At 46.1% G+C, this 696-nt stretch carries 1 protein-coding gene; it reads right to left on the bottom strand.

Features of this window, described 5'->3' with window-relative positions; translation table 11 throughout:
* On the bottom strand, positions 1–696 hold a 696-nt coding region (gene tnpC, locus ACE01T_RS17580), incomplete at both ends, for an IS66 family transposase (RefSeq protein ID WP_395519785.1).

Genomic DNA, 696 nt, shown 5'->3' with positions numbered 1-696 from the left:
GCTTCTATGGCATACAGTTTCTGAATCAGCACTAATACCTGTTCAGCGACCTGACTTTTTTTGGTCACATGCAGTTCGTGGAATTTACGACGTGCATGTGCCATGCAGCCCACCTCAATGACCTGACCTGATCTAAAGCGTGCTTTGTAGCCACTGTAATCATCACAGACCAGATGGCCCTGCCAATCTTTTAGAAAGGCTTCGGCATGTTCACCAGAGCGACTGTCTTGAAAGTCATAAATCACGGCTTGAATTGGATTATATTGGGTTGTTGCATAAGCCCAGACATAACCTTTCTTCGGTTTTTTATCTTTATCATCCATCCGCATGATGGTGACGGGTGTTTCATCTGCATGAATCACCGCTTGCTGTAGGATCACCTTTCTTAATGCATCGGTTAGGCGTTCTAACTCTACACCACAGCGACCAATCCAGTCAGATAGCGTTGATCTGGACAGATCAACACCTGCGCGTAGAAAGATCTGGCGCTGACGGTACAGCGGTAAATGATCTGCATACTTCGATACCAGTACATGGCTGAGTAATTCAGGACTGGCGATTCCTTTCTCAATCACATATGCCGGCAGTGCTTGTTGGGTCAGTGTGTCACATTGATCACACACCCATTTGCCACGCACATGCTGTTCCTTATAGAACTGTGCCGGTCTGAAATGCAGTTTTTCACTGATATCTTCA

The organism is Acinetobacter uliginosus (assembly GCF_044130295.1).
Classification (GTDB): Bacteria; Pseudomonadota; Gammaproteobacteria; order Pseudomonadales; family Moraxellaceae; genus Acinetobacter.
The sequence above is the reverse complement of the archived record's forward strand: the minus strand, read 5'-3'. Positions and strand labels throughout refer to the sequence as shown.